This window comes from Puniceispirillum sp. (SeqCode), assembly GCF_965657105.1.
Lineage (GTDB): Bacteria > Pseudomonadota > Alphaproteobacteria > Puniceispirillales > Puniceispirillaceae > Puniceispirillum.
In genome coordinates this window covers 1-9,654 of the sequence record NZ_CBFHNB010000072.1, presented here as the reverse complement: position 1 = coordinate 9,654, position 9,654 = coordinate 1, and the positions used below count along the sequence as shown (strand labels likewise).

The following is a 9,654-nucleotide window of genomic DNA, read 5'->3' as shown; positions in this document are numbered from 1 at the left end:
GCTTGTGCTTTCATTTCGGCCAGCATCACCGCGATATCATCCTTGGCCATATCTTCAGCCAGGGCGGCATCGCGCAATCCCACTTCATCCACCGGGGCGGCTTGCGCAACAAACGCAACCCCTGCCGCCGCCAGCATGTTCTGACGTGTTTGGCTAGTTGAGGCCAATATCAACCTATCGGCAGGTAATTTTACAAAGCTATCTTGGGTCATGCGTTGCTTTCGCGCCAATTTGTATGCAGTTGGATAATCGCCGCAGCGGTTTCTTCGACCGAACGGCGCGTTACATCGATCACTGGCCAGCCTGATTTATTAAATAGGCGTCGTGCCTGTTTGGCTTCTTCTTCGATCGCGCTGATATCGGCATAGGTTTTATTTTCATTATCAAGCATGGCAATTTGGCGGGTTTTGCGGATGGCGCTTAGCCGTTTAGGATCATTCGTCAGCCCGACGGTAAATAGATCAAGCCCGTCAAGATAATGCGCCGGAAAAGGCACCCCCGGCACCAGCGCATAATTGGCCACCTTATAGCCGCGATGCGCCAGATACATCGATGTTGGTGTTTTTGAAGTGCGTGAAATCCCCACAATCAGAATATCCGCCTCACCAAGATTCCCCATATTCATGCCATCATCATGACTCACGGCGAAATCCACCGCGGCAACCCGGTCAAAATAGGCCGAATTGATCTGCCGCTGGCCCCCTGGCAAATTCTGTTGCGCTTGGCCAAGCACGTTCGCCAGCAAATTTACCACCGGATCCAGCACCGACACCGCTGGAATGCCCATTTTTTTGCAACGCACTTCGATTTTGTCACGCATCGCATTATCGATAATACTCATCAACAAAACACCCGGATTGCGCTTAACCCCGTTGAACAAAAGCTCTAGATGCTCATCAGTACGCACTAATGTCCAGACATGTTCCGTTATATCGGCATCGGGGAATTGCGCCAGACAGGCGCGCGTGATTTGATGCACTGTCTCGCCAGTCGAATCCGAAACAAGATGAATATGTAATTCTTGACGTGCCATAATATCCTCGCTGTTAGTCAACTCTACATCGCTATGTTGGCCACGTCATGATCAAATATCCTATGACTTATAACCATGCTAAAGCTAGGGATAAACCCTGTGAATGGAATAGGGCAAACTGGGGATAAAAAACTGCAAACCCGACTTAGCCATAGATAACCACAATCCAACCACAGCTCATACATTTGCGGATAAATTATCGACAGCGGCTGGGGAAAAGTCGGATAATTACACTATTGCCAGTAATAACGGTAGCTTTGCAAGCCTGTCATTGTTTATAAAACTGGGGATAAGATAAGCGGAAAACTGGGAATAGACATATCCACACCCACAACTAAAACAACTACTTTATATATATAATATTATAGAGATATAGAAACAAAGACCATGAATGGCTTTTTAAAAACACTCGCTGGGCACAGGATGCCAATCCCGCCAATCTGGATGATGCGACAAGCAGGGCGCTATTTAAAAGAATATAGAGACGTTCGAGAAACGACGCCTAATTTTATTAGTTTTTGTTTGAACCCTGAGAAAGCCAGTAATGTTACAATCCAGCCTATAACAAGATTTGGTTTTGATGCGGCGATTATTTTTTCTGATATTTTAATGGTGCCATGGGCCTTGGATCGCAATGTCCGCTTTAAACCTAATCATGGGCCTATGCTTGACCCTTTGACTGATGCAGCATCACTTGATGACGCGTTACTTGCTAATGTCGTGGTAAAATTAGCACCTGTTGCCGATGCTATCACTCGCACCCGTTCGCTTTTGCGCGAGGATACTGCTTTAATCGGTTTTGCTGGCGCGCCATGGACAGTCATGACCTATATGCTTGAGGGTGGATCTTCAAAAGATTTTAACATATCGCGCCAAATGCTATGGAACGACCCTGCTGGTTTCAATAAGATAATGGATATTGTCACCCAGGCCACAATAGAATTTTTATCACTTCAAGCTCATGCTGGTGCTGATGCCTTGATGTTATTTGACAGCTGGGCAAGTGCCGTTCCATCTTGGCATCGTGATGCAATTGTCAATAAACCTGCGGCAATCATTATATCGGCGCTTCGTGCGCGTGGCATATCTCAACCAGTAATCGGTTTTCCTAAAGGTATAGGCGAAGGTATTTTACCCTATGTTGATCAGGTAGGTGTCGATGCACTTGGGCTTGATCATGGTATGGATATCCGCTGGGCGCATAAAAACCTGCCAATAAATCTACCAGTACAAGGTAATCTTGATCCAATTAGCTTATTATCAGGCGATGATGCTATGCTTGCCAATATAGATGATATTCTTGAGGTTTTTGCCGAAAGGCCGCATATATTCAATTTGGGGCATGGTATTACACCTGCCACACCGATTGCGAATGTAACAAAAATGATTGCGCATGTGCGCCAGGCTGGATAGTTGGCATTAAGGATTAGTGATGAGTTATGAAATTATTAAGGCGTTGCATATCATCTCGGTAATATCTTGGATGGTAGGACTATTATATTTACCCCGGTTATTTGTTTATCACGCAAATGCCCCGCTTGGCTCTGTACAGGCTGAAACCTTTAAAGTTATGGAACGTCGGCTATTAAAAGCAATCATGAATCCAGCGATGATTGCATCCTTTATCTTTGGTTTATGGATGATCGCGCTTAATCATACGCTGATCTATGAGCTTTGGTTTATTATAAAATTCGTCTGTGTCATCCTTATGGCTGGCTGTCATGGCAAATTTTCCAAAATGCGGAGGTTACTTGAAAATGACGAAAAGCCATTATCATCAAATGCCTACCGTATCTGGAACGAGGTGCCGACGGTGCTGATGATTACCATTATTGTTATGGCGGTAGTAAAACCGTTTTAAGTGCGGTGGTACAAAAAACAAAGATGATAACAAATGCTTAATGTGTCAGGCCTAATACTGGCCGCCTTGACTTTTAACGAAAATTAAACGTATATTTATAACTGTATATATCAGGGAGCCGCCCGGCTCACGAATCCGATCTATATATCCCGTTTATTGATGAGTCATATTATGCACCTTCAGGAACTAAAGCAGAAATCACCCGCCGACCTTTTGGCTTATGCTGAAGAGTTGGAAATTGAAAATGCCAGCACTTTGCGTAAACAGGATATGATGTTTGCGATCCTGAAACAGTTGGCTGATAATGACGTAGCAATCTATGGTAGCGGTGTTCTCGAAGTTCTATCCGATGGTTTTGGTTTTCTGCGTGCACCAGAATCAAACTATCTACCAGGTCCCGATGATATTTACGTGTCACCTAGTCAGGTGCGCCGTTTCAGCTTGCGCACAGGTGATACCGTTGAAGGTGAGATCCGCGCGCCCAAGGATGGTGAACGCTATTTCGCTTTACTCAAAATCGAAACTATCAATTTTGAAGAGCCAAGTGCGGTACGCCAGCGCATAAACTTTGATAATCTGACGCCTTTATATCCAGAAGAAAAATTGACCCTTGAATTGCCATTTGATCCAGACAAGAAAGACAACACCCCGCGGGTGATTGATCTTGTCGCGCCAATGGGTAAAGGCCAGCGTGGGTTGATCGTGGCACCGCCGCGCACAGGTAAGACGATGATGCTGCAAAGCATCGCTCATGCGATCTCGGAAAATCATCCAGAAGTCTATTTGATCGTTTTGCTGATTGACGAACGCCCCGAAGAAGTCACCGATATGCAGCGTTCGGTCAAAGGCGAGGTGATCTCGTCAACTTTTGATGAACCAGCTTCACGACATGTGCAAGTCACTGAAATGGTTATAGAAAAAGCCAAACGCCTTGTGGAACATAAACGCGATGTTGTGATTCTGCTTGATTCGATTACGCGTTTGGCACGCGCTTATAACACGGTCGTGCCATCTTCTGGCAAGGTGCTAACAGGTGGTGTTGATGCCAATGCGTTGCAACGGCCAAAACGTTTCTTTGGCGCCGCGCGTAATGTCGAAGAAGGTGGCTCGCTAACCATTATTGCAACCGCTTTGATCGAAACAGGTTCGCGTATGGACGAAGTGATCTTTGAAGAGTTCAAAGGCACCGGCAATAGCGAAGTGATTCTGGATCGTAAATTGTCTGATAAGCGAATATTCCCGGCAATTGATATCACCAAATCAGGCACGCGTAAGGAAGAATTGCTGGTCGATAAAGGCACATTGGCCAAAATGTGGGTGTTACGCCGGATTCTCATGCAGATGGGCGCGATTGACGCGATGGAATTCCTCACCGACAAACTCAAACATGCCAAGAGCAATGATGATTTCTTCGACCAGATGAATAGTTAAGCATCATCCAATCGAGCGTAGCGAAGATTGATAAGATGATCGCGGATTATTATGAGCATCATCCGGCCGGAAGGCCGAGAGATGATGCGATATCATATGAGATTAGGTGCATCATCCAGCGCAGCGAAGGATACGCTGATAAGATGATCGTGGTCTAATAAACCTCTACCACATCCCCTTGTGTCAAAATGTTTCACGTGAAACATTTTCTGATTAGCGATAACGATATTCGTGTTTGATAAGCCATTCCTTGCGCCCAAGATTTTCCGGGTCTTTGGGGCTACTCATATCGCCGCCGCCATAATGGCCTAACGATCCGTCTGATTTAACTACACGGTGACAGGGATATATAATCGGGATCGGATTGCGTGCGCAGGCTGAACCGGCGGCACGTGGCGCGCTGGGTTTCCCAGCCATAGCGGCAAAGTGCTTATAGGAAATGGTTGTGCCATAGGGAATTTGCGCCATGACGCTGAGCCAGTTACATCCGCTTTTGCTTTTGCCTTCGGGGGCCAGCGGCAGATCAAAACTCATGCGGGTGCCAGCCAGATACGCCAGTATTTGATGTTTTGTTTCACGTGAAACATTATCGCTATGATCCGTGTCGTCTTGCGCGTTTTCATTCCAAGGTGATTGTTGCCAATCTAGCCGGATCAAAGATGTGCCGTCACTTATTGGTCGCATCCATCCTAAAGGCGTGTGAAAGGTGATATAAAAGTGTCCCGTCATAATCCCGTCCCTGTCGCTTTGGGGTGGCCTGATATCATTCTTGACATGTTCTCAGGGTACTTTACCTCTATTCAGATAATTCAAAAAATGTTTCACGTGAAACATTTACTATATAAACCGTGGATCCAAACAGACCTTAGATGAAAGATCGGCTTCTTAATGAAAGACTCGCAATGACAGGCGCGACATTTAATGACACTATTTTTGCGCTGGCAACTCCGCCAGGGCGTTCGGCTATCGCTATCGTGCGGATCAGCGGCGAGCGCGCCTCATATGCGGCGGATGCTTTTGCTGTGTGTTGCCCCGAAAAGGGGCGTTTTGCCGTGCGCCGCCTCAAAAATGTTAATGGCCAGCCGATTGATGAAGTGCTGTTGCTTTATATGCAGGCGCCGCATTCTCCGACGGGTGAGGATGTCTTGGAAATCCATTGTCATGGTAGTCAGGCGGTACAAGCGATGATCCTTGATAGATTGGCCCTGATAGCGGGGTTCCGTCCGGCTTTACCAGGCGAGTTTACCCGCCGTGCCTTTGGCAATGATAAATTTGACCTTTCCGGCGTCGAAGGTCTAGCTGATCTGATCGATGCGGAAACCCCTGCCCAGCTGCATCAGGCATGGGCACAGCTTGATGGGGCTTTGCGCAAACCGGTTACGGCCTGGCGCGAAACGCTGATTAGCTTGGCTGGCCAGCTTGAGGCGCTGATTGATTTTGCCGATGAGGATCTGCCAGCCTCGGTTGAAGCGGCCTTGCGCGCAAGTACCAAAACGCTGATTGCTGATATGGGTGTTATTATGGCGGATAATAAAGCCGGCGAAGTCATTCGTGATGGCGTAAAGGTGGCCTTGCTTGGGTCGGTGAATGCGGGCAAGTCAACCGCTTTGAATGCGATTTCGGGACGTGATGCGGTCATCACCTCGGCTGAGGCAGGCACCACACGCGATATCGTTGCCGTCAAAATGGATCTTGGCGGTGTGCCGGTGACCTTTATGGACACAGCTGGATTGCGCGATGGTGCGGGGGCTATCGAAGCCGAAGGTATCCGCCGTGCCCGTCAGGCTGGCCGTGATGCTGATTTTGGTCTGATTATCCTTGATGGTAGTGATCCGGCATGGCCACAGCATCTGGCCGAGATCAGTGATTTGACAGGCGGCCAGCATTTAATCGTGCTGAATAAATGCGATCTGGGGCTGGTGGGGTCGGTGCCCGAAGGCGCATTACATCTCAGCTTGCGCGATAATAAAGACATCGAAACGCTGATTGCGGCGATTACAAAGGCGATTGTGCCGCTTAATCAGGATGGTCAGAGTGCGATCATCACACGGGCGCGGCACCGCGATGCGCTTATAGGGGCGATGCAGAGTCTTGAACGTGGGCTGACACATGATTTTGATGTGAATCCGGAACTGGCGGCCGAAGATTTCCGGATGGCGGCCACGGCTTTGGGGCGGATAACGGGTAAAATCGATGTTGAAGATTTACTGGGGTCGATCTTTTCATCCTTTTGTATTGGCAAATAGCCCCAAGGTCGTGTGGTAGTGCGCTTTTCTAATCCGTTTTGGTTTAATCCTTTTGGGTTTAGGCCGTTTGGATAAATCACGCCTTTCAGATCGTGACATGTCGGTGACCTAAAATGTTTCACGTGAAACATTTTCCGGTTGTTCAGCCAGATATAATCGTCTTGACTGGCATATTATAAAGCATCATTGGGCTGTAGCATCGCGAAAGCGGTAAGATGATCGCGCGCTTATAAAGCTGTCTATTGGGGGTTACGCGAATATAAGCGGTTGATTACCGTTATTTCTGGTGGCCTTGGTTTCAGACCGGCATGAAAGCCGCACCAAAATGTTTCACGTGAAACATTTTGTGATTTACCACTGCATCATCTAACAATGCGGCATAAATCCATAATCTGTGCTATGTTCACTCCGCATTTGATTATACGTGCTGAGACGTCGGCATTGAATTAGACGCCGATAGCTGAATGAAACCCTGATAGAACCGATTATAACAAGCGAAATAGGGATAAGCGAAACAAGAAGAATGAAATCTGTATTTGATGTCATTGTTGTGGGTGGGGGGCATGCTGGCTGTGAAGCCGCGGCGGCGGCATCTCGTATGGGTGCGTCGGTGGCCTTGGTCACGATGCGCGCTGACCGCATAGGTGAAATGTCATGTAATCCGGCGATTGGCGGGCTTGGTAAAGGCCATCTTGTGCGCGAGATTGATGCGCTTGATGGACTTATGGGGCGGGCGATTGACCAGGCGGGAATCCAGTTCCGCATGTTGAATAAATCACGGGGTCCGGCGGTGCATGGCCCGCGTGCGCAAGCTGACCGCGCGCTATATCGTGCCGCGATTCAAGAATTTCTGCATGAGGATGATCATATCACCATTATCGAGGCGGCGGTTGGTGATTTGCTGGTTGATGATATGGCCGCTGGCTTGAACGGCTTGACCGGCACTTCCCGTCAGGTGACCGGCATTGTCTGCGAAGATGGGCGCGAATTGAAAGCGGTAAGCGTTGTTTTGACAACAGGCACTTTTCTGGGTGGTTTGATTCATCTTGGCAATGAGCGCACTGAGGCGGGCCGGATTGGTGAAGCCCCGTCAAATATGCTGGCTACACGTCTGGCGGATCTGGCATTACCGCTTGGCCGTTTGAAAACCGGAACACCGCCACGCCTTGATGGCCGTACGATTGACTGGTCGGTGCTGGAAATGCAGCCAGCCGATAACCCACCGATTCCCTTTTCGACAATGACCGATAAAATTACCGTACCGCAGATCGAATGCGGCATCACCCGCACCACGGCTGAAACCCACCGGATTATTGCCGAATCGATACATTTATCGGCGGTGTTCAATGGTAATATTTCGGGTCAGGGCCCCCGCTATTGTCCATCGATCGAAGATAAGGTGAACCGCTTTGCTGATAAGGACTCGCATCAGTTGTTCCTTGAGCCAGAAGGGCTTGATGATCATACGATTTACCCGAATGGTATTTCGACAAGCCTGCCGCGCGATGTGCAAGAGGCATTGGTGAAAACCATACCTGGCCTTGAACAGACGGTTATTTTGCAACATGGCTATGCGATTGAATATGATTTTGTCGATCCGCGCGCTTTGCGCCAGACATTGGAATTGCGTGTCTTGCCAGGCTTGTATCTGGCAGGTCAGATCAATGGCACCACAGGCTATGAAGAAGCTGCGGCTCAAGGTTTGATGGCCGGGGTCAATGCCGCCCTCGCCGCGGCCTCTATTGATGCCACGCAAAAGACCATTTTTACGCTTGATCGTGCTGATGCCTATATTGGGGTGATGATCGATGACCTGATTTCCAAGGGCGCGCCCGAACCCTATAGGATGTTTACATCACGCGCCGAATATCGGCTGCTGCTTCGTGCCGATAATGCCGATCAACGCCTGACTGAAAAAGGCATGGCGATTGGCTGTGTGGGAAGTGCGCGGCAAACAGCCTGGCATTATAAGCATAAGCATCTGGAAGCGGCAAAGGCCACATTGCTATCGCTCACCGCGTCGGGCAAGGATCTGGAAAAAGCTGACTTGCCAAAGCCCCGCGATGGCGGCAAACGCACGGCGGCAGATATGCTTAGCCTTGAAGGCATCACCATCGACCGGCTGACGTCATTATGGCCTGAGTTGGCAAAAATCACGCCACTTTATCACGCCCAGCTTGAAGCCGATTATCGCTATGCAGGCTATGTGGCGCGCCAGAAGGCCGATATTGATGCGTTACGTCGTGACGAAGCCACGTTGATTCCCGATGGTCTTGATTTTTCGGTGATTGGGGGCTTGTCGGCGGAAGCACAAGATGTTTTGAAACGCCGCCAGCCCGAAACGATTGGCCAGGCGAATCGGCTTCCAGGGCTGACACCAGCATCGGTGGTTGCGGTTTTGCGGCATCTGCGCCGCCGTGAAGACGCGGCTTATAGCACCAAGCCTGACAATACGGCTATGCGGCGCGAGACTATATGATGCACAAAGCCTGTTTTCAGCCATTCAAAATGTTTCACGTGAAACATTTTTCATATGGGCAGGCTTCATATGGTGCTAGCTGGTATTATAAGGCGCGCTTTAAGGCGTTATCGATAGCATCAGACATATCAGACATAACGGATATATCGGGATTATTCGGCATATATGTTGGGGCTGTGGCAGCATGACACCCAAAATGACACCCAAAATGACGCCTGAAAGCGTGCAGACTAGGTTAAATGTTTCACGTGAAACATTGGATAAATTTGCCGCTTATCTGGCGCTGTTAGAAAAATGGCAGAAATCGTTGAATCTTGTCGCCAAAGGAACTCTGGATATTGCTTGGCAACGTCATATCCTTGACTCGGGGCAATTAGCCCGCTATCTGCCCCCTGGATGCAAAACTATTCTTGATGTAGGCAGTGGCGCTGGATTCCCCGGACTGATTTTGTCAATTATGCAGGATGCAACGGTGCATCTAGTCGAATCAGATTATAAGAAAACTGTTTTTTTACAGACAGTTATAAGAGAATTAGAATTATCAGCCATAGTTCATAATGAACGCATCGAAAGCCTGCCAGCAATGGCACCAGATGTGATAACA

9 protein-coding genes are annotated in these 9,654 nt (G+C 48.5%); 6 read left to right on the top strand and 3 right to left on the bottom strand.

Going from position 1 to position 9,654, the window contains the following annotated elements:
• Both ACTF7Q_RS09450 and ACTF7Q_RS09445 read right to left on the bottom strand, forming a co-directional pair.
• Positions 1–212 (bottom strand): Maf family protein (locus tag ACTF7Q_RS09450; RefSeq protein WP_438997591.1); only part of this gene is annotated, 212 nt, incomplete at its 3' end.
• Positions 209–1,033: a pyruvate, water dikinase regulatory protein gene (locus tag ACTF7Q_RS09445; protein WP_438997590.1), complete on the bottom strand. Its 825-nt coding sequence runs from the start codon at positions 1,031–1,033 to the stop codon at positions 209–211. The genes ACTF7Q_RS09450 and ACTF7Q_RS09445, both read right to left, overlap by 4 nt.
• Before the next feature lie 387 nt (positions 1,034–1,420).
• On the opposite strand from ACTF7Q_RS09445, the gene hemE reads away from it, so the two are divergent.
• From hemE to rho, 3 genes are all read left to right on the top strand, one after another.
• Positions 1,421–2,446 (top strand): uroporphyrinogen decarboxylase, encoded by a 1,026-nt coding sequence (hemE, locus tag ACTF7Q_RS09440; protein ID WP_438997589.1) that lies wholly within the window; start codon positions 1,421–1,423, stop codon positions 2,444–2,446.
• Positions 2,447–2,465: 19 nt separating this feature from the next.
• The gene (gene hemJ, locus ACTF7Q_RS09435) at positions 2,466–2,894 is read left to right on the top strand and encodes a protoporphyrinogen oxidase HemJ (protein WP_438997588.1); all 429 of its coding nucleotides are present in this window, start codon (positions 2,466–2,468) and stop codon (positions 2,892–2,894) included.
• 171 nt (positions 2,895–3,065) lie between these two features.
• Positions 3,066–4,325, top strand: a complete 1,260-nt coding sequence (rho, locus tag ACTF7Q_RS09430) for a transcription termination factor Rho (protein WP_438997587.1) — start codon at positions 3,066–3,068, stop codon at positions 4,323–4,325.
• A 213-nt stretch (positions 4,326–4,538) separates the two neighbouring features.
• Here the strand turns inward: rho and ACTF7Q_RS09425 are convergent, their stop codons facing one another.
• Positions 4,539–5,054, bottom strand: coding sequence for a methylated-DNA--[protein]-cysteine S-methyltransferase (locus ACTF7Q_RS09425; protein ID WP_438997586.1), 516 nt, complete (start codon positions 5,052–5,054; stop codon positions 4,539–4,541).
• A gap of 173 nt (positions 5,055–5,227) precedes the next feature.
• On the opposite strand from ACTF7Q_RS09425, the gene mnmE reads away from it, so the two are divergent.
• The 3 genes from mnmE to ACTF7Q_RS09410 all read left to right on the top strand — a co-directional run.
• Positions 5,228–6,571: a tRNA uridine-5-carboxymethylaminomethyl(34) synthesis GTPase MnmE gene (gene mnmE, locus ACTF7Q_RS09420; protein ID WP_438997585.1), complete on the top strand. Its 1,344-nt coding sequence runs from the start codon at positions 5,228–5,230 to the stop codon at positions 6,569–6,571.
• A gap of 523 nt (positions 6,572–7,094) precedes the next feature.
• Positions 7,095–9,050, top strand: a complete 1,956-nt coding sequence (mnmG, locus tag ACTF7Q_RS09415; RefSeq protein ID WP_438997584.1) for a tRNA uridine-5-carboxymethylaminomethyl(34) synthesis enzyme MnmG — start codon at positions 7,095–7,097, stop codon at positions 9,048–9,050.
• Positions 9,051–9,234: 184 nt separating this feature from the next.
• Positions 9,235–9,654 (top strand): 16S rRNA (guanine(527)-N(7))-methyltransferase RsmG (locus ACTF7Q_RS09410; RefSeq protein ID WP_438997583.1); only part of this gene is annotated, 420 nt, incomplete at its 3' end.